Origin of the sequence: Mycolicibacterium gadium (genome assembly GCF_010728925.1) — a bacterium.
Taxonomy (GTDB): Bacteria; Actinomycetota; Actinomycetes; order Mycobacteriales; family Mycobacteriaceae; genus Mycobacterium; species Mycobacterium gadium.
In genome coordinates, this window is sequence record NZ_AP022608.1 from 3594184 (window position 1) to 3616741 (window position 22558).

Consider the following 22558-nt stretch of genomic DNA (forward strand, 5'->3'; position numbering starts at 1 on the left):
TGGCCCTCCAGCAGCCATGGGGACCTCGCCTGGACAACAATGTCGGTCGGTGACTTCCCAGATTCATGCCTGACATACAGCCGTTACTCGGCCGATGGTGATCTAACGATAGCGCGACACCTCCTGGTCAGCTGACTCAACGCGGTCCAGTGGGCGCGAGTGGGCAAGAATGTGCGGGTGCGAAAGCTGCTGATCGGTGTTTTGGCGACGACGACCGCGGTGGTGGTCGGTGCCCTCGGAGCCGATTTCGGCGCGGCGATCTACGCCGAGTATCGCCTGGCCAGAAGTGTACGAAGCGCCGCTGACCTGGCCTGGGACCCGTCGGTGGCCATCCTCGGTTTTCCATTCATCACCCAAGCGGCCAACCGGCACTACGACGAAGTGGAGATTCGGGCCGCCGGTGTCGGCCACCCCGTGGTCGGGAAGGCGTCGCTGGAGGCGACGCTGCATTCGATCGACCTTCTGGACTCTTCGTGGCTGGTCAGCCCGGAGGCCAAGCTGAGGGTGGGCAAGGCAGAGAGCCGCATCATCATCGATTCGACGCACGTCGGGAGATTCATGGGCATTCCGGACCTGCTGGTCGAGGCGCCGACGCGGGAAAGCAATGACTCCACCGGCGGCACCACCGAATCCGGAATATCCAGCAATCGCGGGGTGGTCTTCACCGGAACCCCGACATCCGCTGGCTTCGACGAGAGGGTCAGCATCGCGGTGGACCTGTCGATCGTCGGGCCGGAACAAACCACCCTGGTCCTGACCGCGACCGACGTGTTGACCGGCGCGGGCACCGCCGACCAGGCCGTTCCCGACGACAAGAAGGACGAGGTGCTGGCCGCGTTCTCCACCAGACTGCCCGGTCAGAAGCTGCCGTTCGGACTCGCGCCGACCGCGGAAGGCGCCCGCGGCTCCGACCTCATCATCGAAGGCATCGCCGAGGGAGTAACCGTGCCGCTGAGCGGGTTCAACATGAGATGAGCGCTTGCGCGAAGAACAGAGGGTGGCGATGAGCTCTTCATGGGTACTGGTGGTCGTCGTGCTCGTCGCCGCGCTCGGGCTGGCCTACGTGATCGGCAGGCTGCTCACCCTGCGTGCCGGGCTCCTCAAAGCGAGCGAGGACGCCGCCAACGTGGACACCAGTGACCTGGGATTGTCCGAAACCGGACCGACGGTGCTGCACTTCAGCGCCGAGTGGTGCGGACCCTGCGCGGGCGTGCGACAGGTCGTCGACCAGGTGTGCGCAGAGCTGCCCGGGGTCGCTCATGTCGAGATCGACATGGATGCCAATCCGGAAGCGGCCAGGCGACTTTCGGTGTTGTCGCTGCCCACCACGATCATCTTCGACGCCGACGGGCGCCCGCGCTTTCGCACCCACGGTGTTCCCAAGCCTGCTGACCTGCGCTCGGCCCTGGAACCACTGTTGGCTTGATCACCATGTCATTGGGTAAGCTGTCGCTCGTGTCCGCCCGCCTCGAGCCGATGCTCACCAAGCGCCGCGCAGTCGATCTGTGCCGCGTCGCGGGTTGTTGCTGTTGTTGTTGTAGCTGCTGAGTAGCCGCGCCGTCCCCCTCGCGCCGCACTCGGGAGTAGCCCCATGTGGCCTGCCCTCCCATTCCAGCCAGCCATCCATGCAACAGGAGCACATCCATGCCGACCGGCACGAACACCATCGCCCCACCTGATCAGGTGGACGTGCGCGGGCCGCGTTTCGCCGCGTGGGTCACCACCGGCGTCCTCATCGTGGCGCTCCTGGCGTCGGCCGTCAGCGCCGTCGCTGCGGCGGCGATCCTCGGTGTGCAGGCGATCGTGTTCGCGATCGGCGCACAGCGCGGACCGCAGCGGCATCCGTACGGGCTGATCTTCCGGTCGCTGGTCGCTCCGCGCTTCGGACCGGTCACCGAGAAGGAACCGGTACCCCCGCTGAAGTTCGCCCAACTCGTCGGTTTGGCGTTCGCGGCGGTCGGTGTCGTCGGGTTCGCCGTCGGTGTCCCACTGCTCGGCCTGATCGCCACGGGCTTCGCGCTCGTGGCGGCGTTTCTCAACGCGGCCTTCGGCATCTGCCTCGGCTGTCAGATCTATCCGCTCGTCGCACGTTTCCGCCCCGACCCCGCTTAACACTTCAAATAGCAAGCAACCGAAAGGATTTCCTACATGGCACGCTCCGACGTCCTGGTCACGACCGACTGGGCCGAGAGCAATCTCGAAGCGCCTAACACCGTCTTCGTCGAGGTCGACGAAGACACCTCCGCATACGAGGGCGGCCACATCGCCGGCGCTGTGCGGCTCGATTGGAAGACCGAGCTGCAGGACCAGGTGAAGCGTGACTTCGTCGACCAGCAGCAGTTCTCGAAGTTGTTGTCCGACAAAGGCATCAGCAATGACGACACCGTGATCCTGTACGGCGGCAACAACAACTGGTTCGCCGCCTACGCGTACTGGTATTTCAAGCTGTACGGCCACGAGAACGTCAAGCTGCTCGACGGCGGACGCAAGAAGTGGGAGCTCGACGGGCGCCCGCTGGTGACGGAGGTCCCCGCCCGCGCTGCTACTTCATACGAGGCCAAGCAGCCGAACAACGCCATCCGCGCGTTCCGCGACGAGGTCATCGCCGCGATCGGCGAGAAGAACCTGGTCGACGTGCGCTCCCCCGATGAGTTCTCCGGCAAGATCCTCGCCCCCGCCCACCTACCGCAGGAACAGAGTCAGCGGCCCGGGCATATCCCCGGCGCCATCAATGTTCCCTGGAGCAAGGCGGCCAACGAGGACGGGACCTTCAAGTCCGACGAGGACCTGGCCAAGCTGTACGCCGAGGCGGGACTGGATGGCCAGAAGGAGACCATCGCCTACTGCCGGATCGGTGAGCGCTCGTCGCACACCTGGTTCGTGCTGCAGGAGTTGTTGGGACACCAGAACGTCAAGAACTACGACGGAAGTTGGACCGAATACGGCTCTCTCGTGGGAGCCCCGATCGAGTTGGGAAGTTGATATGTGCTCTGCACCGAAGCAAGGTCTGACGTTGCCCTCCAGCGTCGACCTCGAACGGGAGACCGTGATCACCGGACGCGTCGTCGACGGCGCGGGCCAGGCCGTCGGCGGCGCGTTCGTCCGGCTGCTGGACAGCTCTGACGAGTTCACGGCGGAGGTCGTCGCGTCCGCTACCGGTGATTTCCGGTTCTTCGCGGCACCGGGCACGTGGACGCTGCGTGCGCTGTCCCCCGCCGGCAACGGCGATGCCAGCATCGCACCGTCGGGCGCGGGCATCCACGAGGTCGACGTCAAGGTCGCCTGAGCCGGTCCGCCGGTTCCGTGATCGATTCCACTGCGACCGACGAGGGTTGTCGGCAGTGTTGCGGCTAGACTTTCTGCCGTGGTGCTGTTCTTCGAGATCCTGTTGATCGCCGCCGTGGTGGTCATCACCTGGTTCGCGCTTTACACGCTCTACCGCCTCATCACCGACGAGTCGTGACCTCAGGCGACGACGCTGTAGCGGCCGCGGCCGAGCGCGCGAAAACGACCGCAGCCCGAAATATCCCCGCCCTCGGGGATCTCCCTGCGCCGGCCGACACGGCCAATCTTCGCGAAGGCGCCAACCTCAACGACGCGCTGCTTGCACTGCTGCCCCTCGTCGGCGTGTGGCGCGGCGAAGGCGAGGGTCGGGGGCCTGACGGCGATTACCGCTTCGGTCAGCAGATCGTGGTCTCACACGACGGTGGCGACTACTTGATCTGGGAGGCCAGGTCGTGGCGCATCACCGCGGACGGCGAGTTCGAGAGCGCGTCGCTGCGCGAGTCCGGCTTCTGGCGGTTTATCAATGACCCTGCCGATCCCACCGAGAGTGACGCCATCGAGCTGCTGCTGGCGCATTCGGCCGGCTACGTCGAGCTGTTCTACGGCCGGCCACTGAATCAGTCGTCGTGGGAGTTGGCCACCGACGCGCTCGCGCGCACCAAGTCCGGGATGCTCGTCGGCGGTGCCAAACGGCTCTACGGCATCGTCGAGGGCGGCGATCTGGCCTACGTCGAGGAGCGCGTCGACGCCGACGGCGGCCTGGTGCCGCACCTGTCCGCACGGTTGTCGAGGTACGTCGGCTGATGCGCGTGTCATTGTTGGCCGCGGGCCTCGCCACGGCAGGCATCCTCGCGGGGTGCTCGTCGAATACTCCCGCCGAGCAGTCCACCACCGACGAGTCGGTGGCACCGACCGGTCACGGCTCGCTGGCGCAATGCCTCAGTGAACACGGGGTGCCTGCGGCTCCGGGCCCGATGGCCGGACCGCCGCCGGGCGTGGATCCCGACGCGTGGAACAAGGCCATGCAGACCTGCTCGTCGCTGGCCCCTGGACCGGCCGGCTAACGCAGAATCCGCACACTCCCAGCGTCGGACAACCACTGGCGCTCCAACCGCCCCAGCGTGCCATCCGAACGCAGCCCATCGACGGCCGACGACACGCAGCGCGTGAGTGGACTGTCCTTGTCGAGCACGATCCCGAACTGCTCCACGTCCTCGGTGTCCGTGGGAAGCTGTCCGACGATCCTGCCGCCGCGAAGCTCACCCGCGACGGTGTAGGCGGTCGGCAGGTCGGCGACCAAAGCGTCGATCTCGCCGTTGCTCAGCGCCACCTTGGCGTCGGCGTTCGTGTTGTACACCTCGACCGGGACGTCGCCGCTATCTCGATCGCCGCGGTGTGACTGGTCGTGCCGACCTGCACGCCGAGCTGGGTCTTCTCCAGGTCACCGATGCTTCGCACCCGCGCGGCCGGAGAGGTGTCCGTCGTGACCACAACCTGGGTGACGTCGAAATATGGCGATGAGAAGTCGACGGACGCCCGGCGCTGATCGGTGATCGAGAACTGAGAAAGGCTGGCGTCGAACGTCTTCGGGCCAGGCTCCAGAGCTCCGTTGAACGGCACCCGGACCCAGCGCACCTCGTCGGGGGTGTAGCCGAGGTTTCCCGCTACGGCGAAGGCGAGTGCGCTTTCGAATCCCTCCCCGTTGGTCGGATCGTCACCGATGTACCACGGCGGATAGGCGGGCTGATCGGTGCCGACGGTGATGATGCCGGGGTAAAGGGTCGACAGCGAGTCCTTGCGGCAGTTCTGAATGCCCGACGCAGACTCGTCGTCGACGGGAGCACAGGCGGCGGCCGACGTGGCCACGGCCAGCAGGGCTGGCAGCCACCACCTGTTGCGCATGTGCGGCATCATCGCGCACGGCGAGAGCCGACGCCACCATTGAGGTCACCCAGACATGGGGCGGCCCCCGAGCCGTGTGTTCTGGTTGGACAAAACCAAGAGGCTCGGGGGCCGGGTGACTGCGGGGAATTCGCCAGCGCGCGCAGGCGGTTCATCCCCTGGCGCTGCTAGCTCGCAGCCACCTCACATGTCCATAAGTCATTCAATTTCTCGGACCACCTCCTTCCTTGTGTACGGCCGACGGTACCCGCGGAGTAGGAACGCGACAACAGATTTTGACCGGTTCAGCGCTCAGCGATCGCTGACGATCGCGGCGTCGACGAGTTCGGCGAACTCACCGGCAAGGGGGGCGGGTTGCAGAGCCTTGCCGTCCAGGGTGTGCACCCGTGCGGCAAGCGTGATGCTCGATACCAACCAAACACCCTGTGCCGCATACAAATCAGCGGGCGTAAGCGCCTGGTAGTCGCACGTATACCCTTTGTTGCGCGCCACTTCGAACAAGGCCTCCTGCGTGGTTCCACGCAGGATCGGATACCACGGCGGCGGGGTCAAGAAAGCGGTGTCGCCGGCCCCATCTTCTGATTCGGTGGCGACCACCACCGTCGACCGCGGACCCTCCAGGATCAGGCCGTCGGCGCCGACGAAAATGACGTCTCCTGCGCCCAGGCGTTCGGCGTGCCGCAGCGCGGCCATGTTGATCGCATAGGACAGCGTCTTGGCGCCCGCCAGCAGCCACGGCATCCCGGTGGTGGCCTCGGCGGAGAGTCCACGCGCCAACGTCACCGCCGCGACCCCGCCGCTGCGCGCGGCGGCCACCCGGGCGGGCAGCGCACCGATGGTCGCAAACGCCGTACCGGATGTCGCCGACCCTGCGGCTCCAACTGGCGGTGAACCGCTTTCGCGCCCGCGGCTGTAGACGAGCCGTAGCACCCCCTCGCCCGCGCCGACGGCGAGCCACCGCTGTACCGCCACGTCGACGGCCGCACGCCACCGCGGCAAGTCCGGTGCGGGAAGGTCCATCAGCTCCGCCGACTGCGTGAGCCGGGCCAGGTGGGCTTCGAGCAGACAGGGCCTGCCGTCGCGGATCAACAGTGTCTCGAAGATGCCGTCACCGCGAACGGCTGCCAGGTCGTCGGCGTACAGCAGTGGGGCGGCCGGGTCGTGCAATTCACCGTCGAGCGTGACCACGACCGCAGGTTGGCTCGCCATGGGCAAGAAGCGTAGCGCCGTAAGGTTGAGGTATGTCAGCTGTGCCAGCCCCGGACACCGGGCCCGACGCCGGAGCCGTCTGGCATCACGGCGATCCCCTCGGCGAACAACGGTCGGCCGCCGATGCAGCGGTCCTGGTGGACCGTTCACAACGAGCTGTGATCACCGTGACCGGCGCTGAGCGCAATTCTTGGCTGCACAACATCTCCACGCAGCACGTCGCCGGCCTCGCCAATGGCACCGTGACCGAGAATCTGAGCCTCGACGGCCAGGGTCGTGTCGAGGATCACTGGATCCAGACGGAGCTCGACGGGATCACCTATCTCGACACCGAATCGTGGCGTGGCGAACCCCTGACCGCCTATCTGCGCAAGATGGTGTTCTGGGCCGACGTGGTCGTCGAACCCGCTGATCTGGCGGTACTTTCGCTGCTCGGCCCGCGCCTGGTGGATCCGCCGGTGGTCGACGTCCTCGGCGTGGTTTCGCTACCGGCCGAAATGACCGCGGTGGCCCTTCCCGAGGGTGGTTTCCTGCGCAGGATGGGCGGTCCGGATGTGGAGCTGGATCTGGTGGTCCCCCGCGATCAGGTCGCGGCATGGCGCGATCGGCTCGCTGCGGTCGGGGTGCGCGCGGCCGGTGTCTGGGCCTATGAGGCGCACCGCGTCGCCGCGTTACGGCCACGGCTGGGGGTCGACACCGACGAGCGCACGATTCCGCACGAGGTCGGCTGGATCGGCTCGGCGGTTCACCTGGACAAGGGCTGCTACCGCGGCCAGGAGACCGTCGCGCGCGTCCACAACCTGGGCAAACCGCCGCGCATGCTGGTGCTCGTGCATCTCGACGGCTCCGGCGAGAGGCCGGCGACCGGGGATCCTGTGTTGGCCGGCGGCCGGACCGTCGGCCGACTCGGCACCGTGGTCGATCACGTCGACGAGGGGCCGATCGCCCTGGCATTGGTCAAGCGGGGCCTACTGGCTGAGACCGAACTGACCATCGGCGGGGAATCGCCGGTGGCCGCCGTGATCGACGTCGATTCGATGCCGCCACCGGATGCGACGGGCGCCGGACGCCTCGCGGTCGAACAGCTGCGAGGCGGCTCGCGATGAGTGTCGATATTTCGCTGGTTCGCGGGCTCGGGTCCCTCCGGACGGGCCTGCCAGCGCACCGCACCGCGGCACGGTAAAGTGTCGGCAGGACGATAAAACACACTCAGATCGGAGCCGCCTGAAATTTGGGCCGCTCCGTTATTGCGCGAGGGGGTACCCCCAATGGGCCGCGGCCGGGCAAAGGCAAAGCAGACCAAGGTTGCTCGTGAGCTCAAATACAGCTCACCGCAGACCGATTTCGACCGCCTCCAGCGCGAACTGGCGGGCGCCGACGATCTCAACGGCACCGACAGGTTGGCCGACGATGACGTGGCCGACGATGACGACTGGCGTCGTTAAGCCCTAGAAGCGCGGGTGCTGGCCCACGAGCTTGGCTCGTGGGCTGTCCTTACCGCCCTTGGTGACGGTGCCCAGCGTCCAGCAGTTCAGATGTCGGGCCGTAAGCACAGCCAGCGCGCGATCGGTGTCCTCCGGCGCGACGACGGCGACCATCCCGACGCCGAGGTTGAACGTCTTTTCCATCTCGACCCGCTCGACCCGGCCACGCTGCGCGATCATCGTGAAAACCGGCGCGGGAGTCCATGTGCCACGGTCGATTTCGGCCGTGAGTCCGGGCGGGACGACCCGTTCGAGGTTGCCGGCCAGTCCGCCACCGGTCACGTGGCAGAAGGTGCGGACCTGCGTTTCGGCGATCAGCGCGAGGCAGTCCTTGGCGTAGATCCGAGTCGGCTCGAGTAGCTCCTCGCCGAGCGTGCGCCCGAACTCCTCGACGTGTCCGGCGAGGTTCATCCGATCGATCTCCAGCAGGACCTTGCGGGCCAGTGAGTAGCCGTTGGAGTGCAGGCCGGTCGAGGACATCCCGATGAGCACGTCGCCGGGCTTGACCCGGTCGGGTCCCAGCACGTCGTCGGCCTCCACGACGCCGACACCGGTGGCCGAGATGTCATAGTGGTCGGGCGCCATGAGGCCAGGATGTTCGGCGGTCTCCCCGCCCAGCAGGGCGCAACCGGCCATCACGCAGCCGTTGGCGATACCCGAGACCAGCTCGGAGATCCGTTCCGGAACAGTGCGTCCGACGGCGATGTAGTCCTGCAGGAACAACGGTTCGGCGCCGCAGACGACGAGGTCGTCGACGACCATCGCGACGAGGTCGATGCCGACGGTGTCGTGCTTGTCCATCGCCTGGGCGACCGCGAGCTTGGTACCGACACCGTCGGTGGATGACGCCAGCAAGGGTTCCCGATAGCTGCGCAGCGCAAAAAGCCCGGCGAATCCGCCGAGGCCACCCCGCACTTCGGGTCTGCTGGCCTTTTTGGCCAGCGGTTTCAGAAGTTCGACGGCGCGGTCACCGGCTTCGATGTCGACCCCGGCCGACGCGTAGGAGATGCCGGCAGGTTCGGCGCGTTCGGTCATCGCGCACAAGGCTACCGGTGATGACTGCGCGAGGTTGATTGTCCTCCCGGATCGGATTCAGTCCGATCGCTCACGGGCGGGCCGCCGAGTATGGGAATGTGACCGACCATGAAACTTGTTCGCTGGTGCGCGCCGGCTCTGCCCGTGCTTCTGACGGCCGCCGCCGCCGTGGTGGCCCCCGCCGCCGTCGCCACCGCGCCTGTCAACGTCGATTCGGTGGTCATCAATCAGTCGACGGTCGACGGTGTCGACTACATCACCCGCAGGATCACCATCCAGCCCGGCGGCAGTACCGGCTGGCACTATCACGACGGTCGGGTGTTCGGCATCGTCAAGGAAGGCACCCTGACGCGGACCATGCCGGACTGCAAGGACGTGGTCGATCCGGCCGGCGCTCCGGTGACCGAAGGGTCCGGTCCCGACCATGCCCACAACGGTCGCAACCTGGGCCCCGTTCCCGTCGTGCTGTGGGTGGATTACATCCAGCCGGCGGGCACGCCGCTGTCCGTCGACGTCCCGCCGCCGCCCGGCTGCCCGATCTAGGTTTGCCCCGCGCCGAGAACGGCCATACGCGTTGATGCCCAATGACAAGCCCCGTTGCCTGGTGACCGGCGCCACCGGTTATATCGGTGGCCGACTCGTGCCGCGACTGCTCGGTCGCGGCCATCCGGTGCGAGCCTTGGCCCGCCAGCCCGACAAGCTGGCGGACCGGCCGTGGCGGGACAGGGTCGAGGTCGCGCGCGGCGATCTCGGTGACGCCGACTCGCTACGCGACGCGTTCGACGGCGTCGACGTCGTCTATTACCTGGTGCACTCGATGGGCACATCGAAGGATTTCGTGGCTGCGGAGGCGGCGTCGGCCCGCAACGTCGTCGCGGCAGCACGGCAGGCCGGCGTGCGGCGGTTCGTGTACCTGGGCGGGCTGCACCCCTCGGGCGCGGAGTTGTCGCCGCACCTTCGGTCGCGAGTGGCGGTCGGGGACATCCTGCTGGACTCCGGCATCGAGACAGTTGTGTTCCAGGCCGGGATCGTGGTCGGTGCCGGCTCGGCGTCGTTCGAGATGATGCGCCACATCACCAACCGTCTGCCGGCGATGACGACGCCGAAGTGGGTGCACAACAAGATCCAGCCGATCGCGATCGACGACGTCCTCTACTACCTCGCCGAGGCGGCCACCGCCGAGATGCCCGCGTCACGCACATGGGACATCGGCGGCCCCGACGCGCTCGAGTACGGCGACGCCATGCAGGTGTACGCGCAAGTGGCCGGTCTGCGGCCACGGATCATCATCGCGATTCCGTTCCTGACACCGACGATCGCCAGCTTGTGGATCGGTCTCGTCACGCCCATGCCACCGGGCCTGGCGCGGCCGCTGATCGAATCGCTGGAGGTCGACGCGGTGATGAGTGAGCATGACATCGACGCCGTCATCGGGCCGCCGCCGGGCGGACTCACCGGCTACCGCGATGCGGTCGCCGATGCGATGAGTCATGGTCCGCTGCCGAGCGATCCGAAGTGGGCACACGTCGGCCGCCCGGCCGGTTAGCGTCTGCACGACGGCCGAGCCGTCAAGGTCTCCTGAGCGCCGAGACGTTGTCGTTGTCGGACTGCAGCGGCACCCCGGTGCGGGCCGCGGTCGCCAGCATGTGCTCGATGACGTTCTTGCCCAACGCCGTTTCGCCAGGCAGCTCGATCGGGTAGTTGCCGTCGAAGCACGCCGAGCACAGTCGCGACGCCGGTTGTTCGGTGGCCGCGATCATGCCGCGCTGCGAGATGTAGCCCAGCGTGTCGGCGCCGATGGCATGGCGGACACCCTCGAGCAGTTCGCCGGCATCACCTTCGGTGCTCGCGGCGTTGGCGATCAGCTCGGCGGGCGTGGCGAAGTCGATTCCGTAGAAGCACGGCCACTTCACGGGCGGCGATGCGATGCGCACATGCACCTCGACGGCGCCGGCTTCACGCAGCATACGGATCAACGCCCGCTGCGTATTGCCGCGGACAATGGAGTCGTCGACGACGATCAACCGCTTACCGCGGATCACTTCCTTGAGCGGATTCAGCTTGAGCCGAATACCCAGTTGCCGAATCGTCTGCGACGGCTGGATGAACGTGCGCCCGACGTACGCGTTCTTCATCAGGCCCTGCCCGTACGGAATGCCGGACTCCTGCGCGTAACCGACGGCCGCCGGGGTGCCCGATTCCGGCACGCCGATCACCAGGTCGGCTTCGACGGGCTTCTCACGGGCCAGGCGGCGGCCGATATCGACGCGAGCGGCATGCACCGAGCGACCCGCGATGTTGCTGTCGGGTCGGGCCAGGTACACATACTCGAAGACACAACCCTTGGGCTCGGGGTTGGCGAAGCGCGTCGAGCGCACCCCGTCGGCGTCGATGGCCAGCAACTCACCGGGCTCGATGTCGCGGACGAACGAGGCGCCGACGATGTCGAGAGCCGCCGTTTCGGAGGCCACGACCCAGCCGCGGTCCAGCCGCCCCAACGAAAGCGGCCGCACGCCGTAGGGGTCGCGGGCCGCATAGAGGGTGTTCTCGTCCATGAAGGTGACACAGAACGCGCCGCGCACCGTCGGCAGCAGTTCGAGTGCGGCCTGCTCCAGCGTCGCATCGGCGGCGCCGTGCGCCAGCAGTGCGCCGAGAATGTCGGAGTCGGTGGTGGCCGCCGGGGCGCCACGGGTGCCGAGTAGACCCGCCTCGCGGGCCCGGGTGGCCAGGTCGGCGGCGTTGACCAGGTTGCCGTTGTGGCCGAGCGCGACGCCCGTGCCCGCCGCGGTGTTGCGGAACACCGGCTGGGCATTTTCCCAAGTGGTGGATCCGCTCGTCGAGTATCGGCAGTGCCCGACGGCGACGTGGCCCTCCATGGCCGCCAGCGTCTGCTCGTCGAACACCTGGCTGACCAGGCCCAAATCCTTGAAGACCAGCACCTGGGAGCCGTCGGCGACGGCGATGCCCGCCGCTTCCTGGCCGCGGTGCTGCAGCGCGTAGAGGCCGTAATAGGTGAGTTTGGCGACTTCTTCACCCGGCGCCCAGACGCCGAATACGCCACATTCTTCGCGGGGTTCTTGATCGGTCTGCGGGCCGGTCACGATATGGCTGCTCCCAGGGCGGTGTGGGTAGACGAGATCAGTCTACGGTCATCACCGGTAAATCACGGAAGACACCGACGATGTCGTGCACCCAAAAGAACGACTTCTACGGGTCGAGAAATTCCTCGCATATCGCTTCCAATCGGCGAACCACCAGGTCACGGGTGCGCGGCGGCGTCCCTGGCCTGAGCATCGGCTCAGGCGGACGTGTGGCGAAGCTAACCGTCGAGGCGGATCAGCGGCAGCCAACCGGCGACCTCACCGGCACGCGCCCCGGAAGACGTCAACAGCCCGCCCGCGGTGGCGTCCGCCACGTCCAGCAGGCCCGTCGCGAGCAGCAGCCACGTCCGCGGGTCGGTCTCCACCACATTGGGTGGATTTCCCCGCCTGTGCGCCGGCCCTGAAATACATTGCACCGCAACAAATGGCGGGACACGGACCTCGACGCTGTTGCCCGGCGCCAGCGCGGCGAGCGTGCGAGCGGTCAATCGCACCGCCTCGGCGAGTTCGGCGCGCGCGGGAGCGGGTTCGCTGTCGTCGCGCAGCCACGCGGCGACGGCCGAAACCGCAGCACGTGTCATCGCCGGATCGGCCCTACGAGAGCTGGACATACTTTAGATTCTCAAAGTGTTTGTCGACCGCCACAATCCGCCCTACCGGACGGCGGGCGCGGTCTTGGTGGTGATCGCCGCGGTTGCGGCGGGCCTGATCTACCTGCAGTTCCGGGGCGACTTCATCCCGTCCACACCACTCACGTTGGTCTCGTCGCGCTCTGGACTGGTGGTCGAACCCGGCGCGAAGGTGACCTACAACGGCGTGGAGATCGGCCGCGTCGCGCGCATCGGCACCGTCGATGTGGATGGCACCGCGAAGGCGCAGCTGTCCCTCGACGTCGACCCGGAATACCTCGAGCTCATTCCGGCCAATGTGATCGCCGACGTGCAGGCGACCACCGTTTTCGGCAACAAGTACGTGTCGTTTCGATCACCGGAAGATCCATCTGCAGAACGTGTTTCGGGCACAGACGTGATCGAGGTGTCCTCGGTGAGCACCGAGTTCAACACCCTGTTCGAGACGGTGCTGTCACTTGCCGAGCAGGTCGACCCGATCAAGCTGAACCAGACACTGACCGCCACGGCCGAGGCGTTGACGGGCCTGGGTGACCGGTTCGGTGAGTCGCTGTCGAATGGCAACAGCATCCTCGACGATCTCAATGTGCGAATGCCGCAGATCCGCGAGGACACCAGGTTGGTGGCGGGTCTTCTCGACGTGTACGCCGATGCGTCACCGGATCTGTGGGACGGCCTGGAGGACGCGGTCACCACCGTGCGCACGTTCAACGCGCAGTGGGACGGCATCGACGCGGCGTTGATGGCCGCGCTGGGCTTCGCCGACCCCGCTGCCGACAGCCTGAATCGCGGCGGACCGTACTTCGTGCGCGGCGCCGCGGATCTGATCCCCACGTCCAAACTGTTCGACGACTACAGCCCCCAGCTGTTCTGCACGCTGCGGAACTTCGCCGAGATCGAGAAGAAGGTCGCCGAGACTCTCGGCGGGAACGGCTATTCGCTTGCTACGTCGTCGGGCACATTCGCCGGTGCCGGCAACCCGTACATCTACCCCGACAACCTGCCGCGGGTGAACGCCAGGGGCGGCCCGGAGGGTCGTCCGGGCTGCTGGCAGAAGATCTCCCGTGAGTTGTGGCCCGCGCCGTACCTGGTGATGGACACCGGCGCCAGCATCGCGCCGTACAACCACGCCGAAATCGGGCAGCCGATCCTGATCGACTACGTGTGGGGCAGGCAGGTCGGCGAGCTGACCATCAACCCGTGAGCGTTGACATCAACATTTGTTGAGGTTTTACGTTCGCAGCATGACGTTCAAATCACATGAGATCGAATATCTTCGGCGGGCCGACCTGGGTCGGTTGGCCACCATTCAGCGCAACGGGACACCGCAGAACAGTCCGGTCGGATTCACCTACAACGAGCAGCTCGGGACGATCGACATCGCCGGTTATCAGATGTCCAAGAGCCAGAAGTATCGCAACATCGCGCACAACGACCGGGTTGCGTTCGTGGTCGACGACATCGCGTCGCGCGCGCCGTGGCGGGTGCGTTGCCTCGAGATTCGCGGCACCGCCGAACAGGCCGTGATCGCCCCGTCACAGGGCGCGGCGGGCGACCATCTGGATACGGCGATCATCCGCGTCACCCCTACGCGGATCATCAGTTTCGGCATCGACGATCAGGACACCGAGCCGCACCAACTCACCGCAGATATCCGGGACGTGTAGCAGCTCAGTCGGGGAAGCCGAACATCTTGACGACACCGTGATCGCGGCCCGCGGTGTAGCCGCCGTCGACCGCGATCGCCTGCCCGGTGACGAACGAGGCATCGATCGACACCAAGAAGGCTGCCATCGCGGCGATCTCATCAGGCCGACCCCTGCGCTGCAGGGCGTGTTCGTCGGTGATCGACTGCAACGGGCCCTCCATGCCCTCGAGACCCATCACGGCGTTGAGCATCGGGGTGTCGATGAAGCCGGGGCAGATGGCGTTGGCGCGGATGCCGCTGGGGCCGTAGTCCAGTGCGATGTTCTTCGTGAGAAGGACGACGCCGCCCTTCGACGCGTTGTAGGCACTACCACCCGCAGTGCCTTCGAGCCCCTCGACGCTGGCGAGCGTCACGATCGAACCACGCTCACCGTCGACCCTCGGCTGCTCGATCATCTTGGCCAGTGCGGCCTTCGCGACCAGGAACGTGCCGGTGAGGTTGATCGAGATCACCCGTTCCCACTCCTCTTTGGGGAGCAGGTGCACCGGGCCTCCTCCCGCAACACCGCCGGAATGGACCACCCCGTCGACGCGGCCGGGAACCGCAGCGAAGACCTCCGCGACCGCCGCTTCGTCGGCCACGTCGGCTGCGACGAAGGTGAATCGGGCGCCCAGGTCCTCGGTGGGGGCAACCAGGTCGGTGCCGACGACGGTGCCGCCCTCGGCCAGCAGTCGCCGAGCGGTGGCCAGGCCGATGCCTGACGCTGCGCCGGTGACGACGAAGGTGCGGGATGCGGATCTGTCTGTCATGGGCAGACGATACGCAATTCGATTCGTGTCAGACGGAATTGGGGTCCGCCACGGTCACGCCTGACGGCAGGTCACCCTCGCGGACTGCGGTGAACGACCGCGAGATCGGCTGGCACGGCGACGCCGACTCGACCAACTCACCGCTCAGCGAGGTCCCCGACGCGGAGAAGGACATCGTCGAAGTGCCCGCGGTCTTCTTGCCCTCGCACGCGAAACCTTGTGCCTGGCTGGAGATGTACCGACCTCCGCTTTCGCGGAAGACGTAGGTTGTCGATACGCCGCCGACGTTGGTCGCCGTCGCGACGCAGCCGGCGGGCGGGCAGGCCGAGCGAATTGCCAAGAGCCAGGTGTACGGTCCGCGGGGCTCCGGATAGTCGAAGTCACTCGCTTCGGTGCCCGCGAAGCTCAGCCGGTACAGGCCGTCGGTCAACGGAGTCGCCGCGGCGACCGGTGATGCGCAGACCGCGAACGCAGAGCCGGCGACGATGCCGACTACGGCGACAACTGCGGCCCGGGTGATGGCCATAGGTCACTATCACAGAGAAATCGCACGTGCACGGCTGTTTTGCACTGCCAGTGCCGCCACCGCACCGGATTCGTTGATCGCCAGATGCGCCAGCATCGGGCCGATCAGGCTGCCCGAGCGCTCGTACAGCCAGCCGAACACCCAGCCGGCCAGTCCGGTGACCAGCACCGTGGGAACGACGGGCTCTCCGGTCCGGCGGGCATCGGTGATGTGCGACAACCCGAAGGCCGCGGCCTGCAGGAACCGGCCGCCGCCGGTCCCGAACGCCTCCGCGGCGACGGTGCCCAGGGCACCGCGGAAAGCGGCCTCCTCCGACCACACCGTGCCCAGCGGAATACCGACCAAGAGCCAACGGAGCGCACCATCGGGCAGGTCCCGGTCCGCCATCTCCTGCCGCACCCGGGGCAACGCCGTCGCCGTCGCAACGCCGATCACGACGGGGGCGGCAGCGCCGAGGCCCAACCGCAGACCTGAGCCCGGATGCCGAAAGCCGACGGGCGCGCGCGTCAGGGCGACCAGTGTGGCGCCGCCGAGGGCATGCGCGGCGGGATGCCAGCGCGACGGCAACCGCGGGGCCACCAGGCTCCACCCCACGAGGATGGCCGCCAGGCCCAGCGCCTCTACCGCCGAACGTTGCTTGGGGCGCACTAGTATTCGGGACCGTCTTCGGCTTCGGTCTTCTGGAGTGCGAGGCGGATCCGCTGGGTGTCCTCTCGTGTCCAGCCGTCAGGTGGCGCGACGGCCGCCCAGCCGTCGAGCACATAGTCGCCGTAGTTGTGTCCGTGCCCAGCCGGGACCGATCCGGCGTTGGTCATGTCGACGGCGACCTGCCAGAACGTGATGATCGGATACCACCGCATCGACGCCGTGCGGTCACGGCCCGGGGGTTCCCGCAGCCAGTCGGGCCTGCTGAAAAGGAGGTCCTCCGACCACCACACGACAGGATCGGAGGGGTGCTGCATGAACAACACACGCGTTCCCTCCCAAGGCTTTTCCGCTACATTGGCGATCTGTTGGGCGTCGGTGGCCTCGGAGAACCGCACCGTCCGGCCGTTGTCGTAGCGCGGCCGGACCTCTGGGGTACCCGGGTCGCGACGCTCGGTGATCGCGCTCCACAGCGGACTGGCATTCGGCGGGCCGACCCACAGCACCGACGAGAAGCCCATTTCGGCGATATCCGGTAACCACGCGAACGCGCCCTGGCCTGCCATCGAGCCGAGGCTTTCGCCGTAGAGCAATAGCTTCGGCCTCCGGTCCGGTGGCAACTTCGCCCAGCGTTCGTGAATGGCGTCGATCATCATGCGGCCGGATTCCATGGACTTCTGCTGGTCGCCCAGGAACGAGATCCAGCTCGGCAGATACGAATACTGCGAGCCGACCAGCGCGGTGTCGCCGTTGTACATCATCTCCAGCGACCGTGCGGCGACCGGGTTGATCCACCCGGTGCCGGTGGTCGGGATGATCACCAGCAGCTTGCGCTCGAACGCTCCGGTGCGCTCTAGTTCGCTGAGCAACACCGCCATTCGCTGTTCGTCGGTGTCGGCGGTCTGCAGGCCGACGTAGGCGCGGATAGGCTCCTTGGCGGGCCGACCGTTGAGTTCGGTCAGCTCTGCGGCGTCGGGTCCGGTCGCGACGAAATTGCGGCCCTGATACCCCAGTGTCTCCCACGGCGCGAAAGAGTCTGGACTGCCAGACTTTTCGGGTTCCAGCGGCTGGACGACCCCGGGCCGTGTGGTGAAGTTCTGCGGCTGGAACATCCGGTTCGAGGCGGTGAGAAAGCCACGGACGAGGACACCGTTGATCAGCGTGATCGTCAATACGACGACGATCGCGGTGCCGATGAACAAGGCGACCTCGTCGTTGAGTCGCCAACGCCGGATGAAGAACCGCGCCATCGCCTTGATCAAGTCGATCAGCACCCGGGTGGCGGCCACGCACGCGCCACCGGCCAGCACCGCGATGATCAGTGTCCTCAGGTATCCGAGCGTCGTCGGCCCCTCGATACCCACCACCGCCGACACCTGGCGCTGCCATTGGGCGGCCGGGATCAGCATCAGCACACACGCCGCGATCGCCAGCACCACGGTCGTGGTCTTGAACACGTACTGCACCCGCCTCGGCGGCGGCCAACCCTTGCGCCGGCGAATCACGAAGCGGCGGAACAACCTCCAACCGAATACGCCGATACCGTAGCCGATGGCCGCATTCAGCCCGCCGATGAGCCCCTGGAACAGCCAGTCTCTCGGCAACAGCGACGGTGTCAGGCTCAGACAGAAAAACAGTGCACCAAAAGCGATTCCGACAAAGTCGAGCCGGACCAGGCTCCATGCCCAGACATAGAAGGGGTGCCGTTCGCGGTTCTGCGCAATCACCCGAACAACCCGGGGAGCACGCCCTCCGACGTGCTTCGCAGGTCCTCCAGACTGGCGGTGAACAGGCCCTGAACCTCGACAGCGGCCTCTCCCCCTCGTGGTCCGGGGTCGACGACACCGATGCGGGTGGCCGGCAGTCCGCGCGCCTCACACATGGCGACGAAGCGGCTTTCCTCGGTCCGTGGCACGGCCACCAGCACCCGGCCCGTCGACTCCGAGAAGAGGAAGGTAAACGGGTCTGAATTTTCGGGAACGACGATGCGACAACCGGTTTCGCCGGTCAGCGCGGCCTCGACCACGGCCTGGACGAGCCCGCCTTCGGACAGATCGTGCGCTGCGGACACCAGTCCGTCACGCGATGCCGCGGCCAACACGTCGGCCAGCAGCATCTCCCGGTCCAGGTCGACCTTCGGCGGCAGTCCACCCAGGTGGTCGCCGGTGACCTGCGCCCAGACCGAGCCGTCGAACTCATCGCGGGTGTCGCCGAGCAGGATCAGGGTTTCACCGGGTTCGGTGCCAAGCCCGGTCGGAATGCGACGCTTCACGTCGTCGATGACGCCGAGCACACCGACGACCGGGGTCGGCAGAATTGCCGTGGTACCGGTCTGGTTGTAGAAGCTGACGTTGCCGCCGGTGACCGGAATACCCAACTTCGCAGCGCCATCGGCGAGTCCGCGGACCGCCTGGCTGAACTGCCACATGACTCCCGGATCCTCCGGCGAGCCGAAGTTGAGGCAGTTGGTGACCGCGACCGGTGTGGCGCCGGTGACCGCGACGTTGCGGTACGCCTCGGCCAGTGCGAGTTGCGCACCGGTGTACGGGTCGAGCGCGGTGTAGCGGCCCGAGGCGTCGGTCGAGATCGCGATGCCACGGCCGGAGGCCTCATCAACGCGCAGCACCCCGCCGTCGGCGTTCTCGGCAAGGACGGTGTTGCCGCGGACGTAGCGGTCGTACTGCTCGGTGATGTAGGCGCGGCTACACAGATGCGGACTGCCGAGCATCGCGAAAAGCGTCGCGCGCAGTTCGTCGCCGGTGGACGGCCGTGGGAGTTTCGCCGAGGTGTCGGCGTTCAGCGCGTCCTGGGTACGGGGGCGCTCGACGGGGCGCTCGTAGACGGGTCCCTCGTGGGCGACTGTGCGTGGCGGCACGTCGACGACGGTTTCGCCGTGCCAGGTGATTTCGAGGCGGTCCCCGTCGGTGACTTCACCGATGACGGTCGCCAGCACGTCCCACTTGCGGCAGACTGCCATGAACGCGTCGACGTTGTCGGGTGTGACAACCGCGCACATCCGCTCCTGGGACTCGCTCGACAGGATCTCCGCGGGGGTCATGTTCGCGGCACGCAGCGGGACGGTATCCAGTTCGATCCGCATACCACCGTCACCGGCCGACGCGAGTTCCGATGTCGCACAGGATAATCCGGCACCACCGAGGTCCTGAATGCCGACCACCAGATCGGCGGCGTACAGCTCGAGGCAGCACTCGATGAGAACTTTCTCCATGAACGGGTCGCCCACCTGAACCGAGGGCAGCTTCTTGCGCCCGGCGGCGCCGCTCTCGTCGCCGCCGAAGGTGTCCGACGCGAGCACCGACACGCCGCCGATACCGTCGAGCCCGGTGCGCGCACCGAACAGGATGATCTTGTTCCCGGTCCCCGAGGCGAACGCCAGGTGCAGGTCCTCCTTCCGGAGCACCCCCACGCACAGGGCGTTCACCAACGGGTTGCCCGCGTAGGAGGCGTCGAACACGGTCTCACCGCCGATGTTCGGCAGGCCCAGCGAGTTGCCGTACCCGCCGATGCCGCGCACGACCCCGTCGACGACGCGGCGGGTGTCCATCGCGTCGGCGGCGCCGAATCGCAGCTGGTCCATCACCGCCACTGGGCGCGCGCCCATGGCCATGATGTCGCGCACGATGCCGCCGACCCCGGTGGCCGCACCCTGATACGGCTCGATGTAGGACGGGTGGTTGTGGGATTCCACCTTGAACGTCGCCGCCCACCCGTCGCCGATGTCCACGACGCCGGCGTTCTCGCCGATGCCGGCGAGCAACCCGGTACGCATCGCCTCGGTGGTGGTCTCACCGAAATAGCGCAGGTGCACCTTCGACGACTTGTAGGAGCAGTGTTCGCTCCACATCACCGAGTACATCGCCAGCTCAGCGTCAGTGGGCCGACGGCCCAGGATCTCGCGGATCCGCTGGTACTCATCGTCCTTGAGGCCCAGCTCGCGGTGCGGCTGGGGCTGGTCGGGTGTGGCGGTGGCGTGTTCGACGGTGTCGAGGGCGTGGGTTAGCTCCGACGTCACCCGGCCAGTCTAGTTTGCGAGCCGGCGGACACGCCGTCAGCCGCCCGCGACGCAGAAGGCGTTGCCTTCGGGGTCGGCCATCACGACCCAATCGAACTCCGGCCCGAAGCTGTTCCGCGCCGTCTCCCGCGCGCCCAGGCCGATCAGCCGCGCCACCTCTGCCTCCTTGTCGGCGGCTTGGAAGTCCAGGTGGACCTTGTTCTTGCCCGGTGTGGGATCGGGCACGCGCTGGAAGCCCAGAGCCGGCCGGCCTTCGTTGGTGACCATGACGAATTCACCTGGTGCAACGGCATTTACGTCGCCTCCCGCGGCGCGCGCCCACCAGTCGGCGAGGGCGTCAGGGTCGGCGCAGTCGAACGTGATCATCTCCACCTTGAGTGCCATGGGGCTGACCCTAGAGCAGCCGGGCGACAAGGGCGCTTACGTCTGGCGTAATTGAGCGGCGCCGCGTTCGGCCGCACGCTTGGTCCATGACCGAGACCCAAACCCAACCGAAGTTCAGTTCACAGATGTGGGCCGCGTTCTGGGCGGCACCCGACGAATCGCGCATCGGCGACATCCTGGCCGACGACATCGTCGGCTACTGGCAGGGCGAGCCGAAGCCGGTGCACGGTCGCGCGGCCTACACCGCGAAGATCGTCGAGCTCATCACCGCCGTACCCGACCTGCGACTCGAGCTGCTGGACAGCGCGACGATCGATGGCGATGTCCCCGGCGAACAGCTGGTGTATCTGCACTACGTCGGCCAGGGCACCGGGCCTGAGGGGCCGATCGCGATCCGCGGTTTGGACCGGGTCCGCGCCCGCGACGGCGTGGTCGTGGAGAACGTCATCCGCTACGACCTGGTCGACCCGACCTGAAGCCCGCTCGGGCAACGGCAATGTCAGCCTGACGACGCCGACATGGACATATATGCACGGAGCGGCTGTCAGGGTGACATTGCGATCGACCCTCGATGTGCACACCGACTCACGCCGGGGACAGGAAAGCCCCCAGCGCAGCGGCGTACGCCGCGACGTCGTGGGCACCCATCACTTCACGTGCCGAATGCATGGCCAACTGGGCGGCACCCACGTCGACTGTCGGGATGCCGGTGCGCGCCGACGTCATCGGTCCGATCGTGGAACCGCACGGCAGATCGGCTCGATGTTCGTAGCGCTGCAACGGCACATCGGCCTGAGCGCACGCGAGCGCGAACGCCGCCGCGGTCCGCCCGTCGGTCGCGTAGCGCAGGTTCGGCTGCACCTTGAGCACGGGTCCGGCGTTGACCTCGATGAGGTGGCCGGGTTCGTGACGTTCGGGGTAGTTCGGGTGCGTGGCATGGGCCATGTCGCCCGACGCCACCATCGAGCCCGGCATCCGGCGCAGGAACTCCTCGCGACCGCCGCCGGCGGCCAGCGTGATGCGTTCCAACACGGTGAGCAGCAGCTCGGATTGGGCGCCGTGGTCGGATTGCGAGCCGACCTCCTCGTGATCGAACAGCGCGAGCACGGGCACATGGCCGCGCAGTTCGGCGGCGAGGAGGCCCTCGAGACCGGCGTAGCAGGTCGCCTGGTTGTCCAGCCGCGGCGCGCTGAGAAGTTCGTCTCCGGCACCCGCGAGGGTCGACGGGGTGAGGTCGTGGGTCATCAGGTCCGCGCCAAGGACGTCGGACACGGCGACGCCGGCGCGGTCGGCGACGTAGCCGAGGAACGACCGGGTCCCGCTGCCGACGCCGCACACGGCGTTGACGTGGCGCTGGGGGTTCAGCTCGACTGCCTTGCGGTCCTCGGCGAGATGGATGGCCAGCTGGGGTACGCGCAAGATGGGCTCGTCGATGCGGATCAGGTGGTGCTCGATCGCGTCCCGGCCGCGGACGGACAGCCGTCCGCTGATGCCGAGGTCACGGTCCAGCCAGGAGTTGAGCCACGCCCCGCCGTACGGCTGCAGCGCGACGACCTGCCAGCCCGAGACGAAGCGGTCGGGATGCTGTTTGACGCGCAGATTCGGGCTGTCGGTGTGGCCGCCGACGATCCGAAAAGGTGCCGACGGGCCGGTCTCGGCCTTCCAGGCGACCAACGAACCCGCCCGCAGCGTGAAGAACCGACCCTCGGCTTGCCATGCATCGCCTTCGTTCAGCTCGGTGAAGCCGGCGGCGCGCAATCGGTCGGCCGCCGTCTCGCAGACATGGAACGGCGACGGCGAAGCGTCGATGAACTCACACAGGCCTTGCGGACTTGCCGACATGGTTGTTCATCTTCTCCGATCATCGC

Annotated in this window: 28 protein-coding genes; 15 read left to right on the plus strand and 13 right to left on the minus strand. The window is 67.1% G+C overall.

Annotated elements, in window-relative coordinates; genetic code table 11:
- Positions 1–177 precede the first annotated feature (177 nt).
- From lmeA to G6N36_RS17705, 8 genes are all read left to right on the plus strand, one after another.
- Positions 178–975, plus strand: coding sequence for a mannan chain length control protein LmeA (gene lmeA, locus G6N36_RS17675; RefSeq protein ID WP_163688135.1), 798 nt, complete (start codon positions 178–180; stop codon positions 973–975).
- Positions 976–1003: 28 nt separating this feature from the next.
- The gene (locus tag G6N36_RS17680) at positions 1004–1426 is read left to right on the plus strand and encodes a thioredoxin family protein (protein WP_163688137.1); all 423 of its coding nucleotides are present in this window, start codon (positions 1004–1006) and stop codon (positions 1424–1426) included.
- A gap of 5 nt (positions 1427–1431) precedes the next feature.
- Positions 1432–1548 carry an Ms5788A family Cys-rich leader peptide gene (locus G6N36_RS30375; RefSeq protein ID WP_350310128.1) on the plus strand — a complete coding sequence of 39 codons (117 nt, stop codon included), beginning with the start codon at positions 1432–1434 and terminating at the stop codon, positions 1546–1548.
- Positions 1549–1644: 96 nt separating this feature from the next.
- Entirely contained in the window at positions 1645–2112 is a 468-nt protein-coding gene (locus G6N36_RS17685) for a DUF4395 domain-containing protein (protein ID WP_163688139.1), read from the plus strand.
- Positions 2113–2148: 36 nt separating this feature from the next.
- Positions 2149–2982, plus strand: a complete 834-nt coding sequence (locus G6N36_RS17690; RefSeq protein WP_163688141.1) for a sulfurtransferase — start codon at positions 2149–2151, stop codon at positions 2980–2982.
- 1 nt (position 2983) lies between these two features.
- The gene (locus G6N36_RS17695; RefSeq protein WP_083129015.1) at positions 2984–3286 is read left to right on the plus strand and encodes a DUF1416 domain-containing protein; all 303 of its coding nucleotides are present in this window, start codon (positions 2984–2986) and stop codon (positions 3284–3286) included.
- 128 nt (positions 3287–3414) lie between these two features.
- A complete protein-coding gene (locus tag G6N36_RS17700) occupies positions 3415–4089 on the plus strand; it encodes a heme-binding beta-barrel domain-containing protein (protein ID WP_179964948.1) in 675 nt (224 codons plus the stop codon).
- Positions 4089–4349: a hypothetical protein gene (locus tag G6N36_RS17705; RefSeq protein ID WP_163688145.1), complete on the plus strand. Its 261-nt coding sequence runs from the start codon at positions 4089–4091 to the stop codon at positions 4347–4349. The genes G6N36_RS17700 and G6N36_RS17705 overlap by 1 nt, the downstream gene beginning before the upstream one ends.
- On the opposite strand, the gene G6N36_RS30130 is transcribed toward G6N36_RS17705, so the two are convergent.
- The 3 genes from G6N36_RS30130 to G6N36_RS17715 form a co-directional block, all read right to left on the minus strand.
- Positions 4346–4642, minus strand: a complete 297-nt coding sequence (locus G6N36_RS30130; protein ID WP_264001547.1) for a type 2 periplasmic-binding domain-containing protein — start codon at positions 4640–4642, stop codon at positions 4346–4348. The two genes, G6N36_RS17705 and G6N36_RS30130, sit on opposite strands and share 4 nt — an antisense overlap.
- Positions 4606–5187 (minus strand): transporter substrate-binding domain-containing protein, encoded by a 582-nt coding sequence (locus tag G6N36_RS17710; RefSeq protein WP_264001548.1) that lies wholly within the window; start codon positions 5185–5187, stop codon positions 4606–4608. Before G6N36_RS17710 ends, G6N36_RS30130 begins: the two co-directional genes overlap by 37 nt.
- A 291-nt stretch (positions 5188–5478) precedes the next feature.
- Positions 5479–6396, minus strand: a complete 918-nt coding sequence (locus G6N36_RS17715; RefSeq protein ID WP_163688147.1) for an aminodeoxychorismate lyase — start codon at positions 6394–6396, stop codon at positions 5479–5481.
- Positions 6397–6428: 32 nt separating this feature from the next.
- Between G6N36_RS17715 and ygfZ the strand changes: the two genes are divergently transcribed.
- On the plus strand, positions 6429–7502 hold the full coding sequence (ygfZ, locus tag G6N36_RS17720) for a CAF17-like 4Fe-4S cluster assembly/insertion protein YgfZ (RefSeq protein WP_163688149.1): 1074 nt from the start codon (positions 6429–6431) through the stop codon (positions 7500–7502).
- A gap of 162 nt (positions 7503–7664) precedes the next feature.
- On the plus strand, positions 7665–7841 hold the full coding sequence (locus tag G6N36_RS17725) for a DUF3073 domain-containing protein (protein ID WP_083129021.1): 177 nt from the start codon (positions 7665–7667) through the stop codon (positions 7839–7841).
- Between the two features lie 3 nt (positions 7842–7844).
- Here the strand turns inward: G6N36_RS17725 and purM are convergent, their stop codons facing one another.
- The gene (purM, locus tag G6N36_RS17730) at positions 7845–8915 is read right to left on the minus strand and encodes a phosphoribosylformylglycinamidine cyclo-ligase (RefSeq protein WP_163688152.1); all 1071 of its coding nucleotides are present in this window, start codon (positions 8913–8915) and stop codon (positions 7845–7847) included.
- A gap of 108 nt (positions 8916–9023) precedes the next feature.
- Here purM and G6N36_RS17735 point away from each other — a divergent pair, with 108 nt between their 5' ends.
- Both G6N36_RS17735 and G6N36_RS17740 read left to right on the plus strand, forming a co-directional pair.
- The gene (locus G6N36_RS17735; protein WP_163688154.1) at positions 9024–9458 is read left to right on the plus strand and encodes a cupin domain-containing protein; all 435 of its coding nucleotides are present in this window, start codon (positions 9024–9026) and stop codon (positions 9456–9458) included.
- Between the two features lie 34 nt (positions 9459–9492).
- Entirely contained in the window at positions 9493–10461 is a 969-nt protein-coding gene (locus tag G6N36_RS17740; protein WP_163688156.1) for an NAD(P)H-binding protein, read from the plus strand.
- Between the two features lie 22 nt (positions 10462–10483).
- Here the strand turns inward: G6N36_RS17740 and purF are convergent, their stop codons facing one another.
- Both purF and G6N36_RS17750 read right to left on the minus strand, forming a co-directional pair.
- Entirely contained in the window at positions 10484–12016 is a 1533-nt protein-coding gene (gene purF, locus G6N36_RS17745; RefSeq protein WP_163688158.1) for an amidophosphoribosyltransferase, read from the minus strand.
- A gap of 218 nt (positions 12017–12234) precedes the next feature.
- Positions 12235–12627: a sterol carrier family protein gene (locus tag G6N36_RS17750; protein WP_163688160.1), complete on the minus strand. Its 393-nt coding sequence runs from the start codon at positions 12625–12627 to the stop codon at positions 12235–12237.
- Positions 12628–12643: 16 nt separating this feature from the next.
- Between G6N36_RS17750 and G6N36_RS17755 the strand changes: the two genes are divergently transcribed.
- Complete coding sequence (locus G6N36_RS17755) at positions 12644–13849, plus strand: MCE family protein (RefSeq protein WP_163688162.1); 1206 nt, start codon at positions 12644–12646, stop codon at positions 13847–13849.
- Between the two features lie 40 nt (positions 13850–13889).
- Positions 13890–14312: a PPOX class F420-dependent oxidoreductase gene (locus G6N36_RS17760; RefSeq protein WP_163688164.1), complete on the plus strand. Its 423-nt coding sequence runs from the start codon at positions 13890–13892 to the stop codon at positions 14310–14312.
- A gap of 4 nt (positions 14313–14316) precedes the next feature.
- Here G6N36_RS17760 and G6N36_RS17765 read toward each other — a convergent pair whose 3' ends face one another.
- Genes G6N36_RS17765 through G6N36_RS17790 form a run of 6 tightly spaced genes read right to left on the minus strand, consistent with a single transcriptional unit; the run spans position 14317 to position 20690 of the window.
- Positions 14317–15102 carry an SDR family NAD(P)-dependent oxidoreductase gene (locus G6N36_RS17765; RefSeq protein ID WP_163688166.1) on the minus strand — a complete coding sequence of 262 codons (786 nt, stop codon included), beginning with the start codon at positions 15100–15102 and terminating at the stop codon, positions 14317–14319.
- A 28-nt stretch (positions 15103–15130) separates the two neighbouring features.
- On the minus strand, positions 15131–15628 hold the full coding sequence (locus G6N36_RS17770; protein ID WP_163688168.1) for a hypothetical protein: 498 nt from the start codon (positions 15626–15628) through the stop codon (positions 15131–15133).
- Between the two features lie 9 nt (positions 15629–15637).
- Positions 15638–16276 (minus strand): Rv0804 family intramembrane glutamic endopeptidase, encoded by a 639-nt coding sequence (locus tag G6N36_RS17775; protein ID WP_163688170.1) that lies wholly within the window; start codon positions 16274–16276, stop codon positions 15638–15640.
- Complete coding sequence (locus G6N36_RS17780) at positions 16276–18000, minus strand: alpha/beta hydrolase (protein WP_179964806.1); 1725 nt, start codon at positions 17998–18000, stop codon at positions 16276–16278. Before G6N36_RS17780 ends, G6N36_RS17775 begins: the two co-directional genes overlap by 1 nt.
- On the minus strand, positions 17997–20306 hold the full coding sequence (purL, locus tag G6N36_RS17785) for a phosphoribosylformylglycinamidine synthase subunit PurL (RefSeq protein WP_163688172.1): 2310 nt from the start codon (positions 20304–20306) through the stop codon (positions 17997–17999). The genes G6N36_RS17780 and purL overlap by 4 nt, the downstream gene beginning before the upstream one ends.
- 36 nt (positions 20307–20342) lie before the next feature.
- Positions 20343–20690 (minus strand): VOC family protein, encoded by a 348-nt coding sequence (locus G6N36_RS17790; protein WP_163688174.1) that lies wholly within the window; start codon positions 20688–20690, stop codon positions 20343–20345.
- 86 nt (positions 20691–20776) lie between these two features.
- Between G6N36_RS17790 and G6N36_RS17795 the strand changes: the two genes are divergently transcribed.
- Positions 20777–21166, plus strand: a complete 390-nt coding sequence (locus tag G6N36_RS17795; RefSeq protein WP_163688176.1) for a nuclear transport factor 2 family protein — start codon at positions 20777–20779, stop codon at positions 21164–21166.
- Between the two features lie 109 nt (positions 21167–21275).
- Here G6N36_RS17795 and G6N36_RS17800 read toward each other — a convergent pair whose 3' ends face one another.
- Positions 21276–22532, minus strand: coding sequence for a M18 family aminopeptidase (locus G6N36_RS17800; RefSeq protein WP_163688178.1), 1257 nt, complete (start codon positions 22530–22532; stop codon positions 21276–21278).
- Positions 22533–22558: the final 26 nt, after the last annotated feature.